This window comes from Streptomyces tricolor (assembly GCF_002155905.1).
GTDB classification, from domain to species: Bacteria; Actinomycetota; Actinomycetes; order Streptomycetales; family Streptomycetaceae; genus Streptomyces; species Streptomyces tricolor.
On record NZ_MUMF01000935.1, the window covers coordinates 1 to 524 of the forward strand.

A 524-nucleotide genomic window follows, 5' to 3' on the forward strand; every position below is an offset into this window, starting at 1 on the left:
CGTCCGCGCGGCGCTGGAACGGCGCTTCCGGTCCGCGCTGCGGTCCGACACCCCGGTCCACGACAGCCTGGACGAGGCGCTCGGCGCCCTCCTGGTCGAGCCGGCCGACGGCACGGGGGTCACCCACTTCCTGTGCGACGAGGGCGAGCTGTGGCAGCTGCGGGAGTACGCGGCGCTGCGCTCGCTGTACCACCTGAAGGAGGCCGACCCGCACGCCTGGGTGCTGCCGCGGCTGTGGGGCCGGGCCAAGGCGGCGATGGCCGCGGTGGAGTACGACGAGTTCGGCGGCGGCCGGGCGGAGCGGGTGCACGCGCGCCTGTTCGCCGACCTGATGACGGACCTGGGACTGGACACCGCCTACGGCCGTCATCTGGACGCGGCCCCGGCCGAGATGCTGGCCGTGGTCAACCTGATGTCCCTGTTCGGCCTGCACCGCGAGCTGCGCGGCGCGCTGGTGGGCCACTTCGCCGAGGTGGAGATCACCTCCTCGCCCGGCTCCCGCCGGCTGGCCGAGGCGATGCGCC

At 74.8% G+C, this 524-nt stretch carries 1 protein-coding gene; it reads left to right on the forward strand.

Annotated elements, in window-relative coordinates; translation table 11 throughout:
* The coding region (locus tag CCN44_RS41630) for an iron-containing redox enzyme family protein (RefSeq protein ID WP_143650462.1) at positions 1-524 on the forward strand (524 nt) is incomplete at both ends.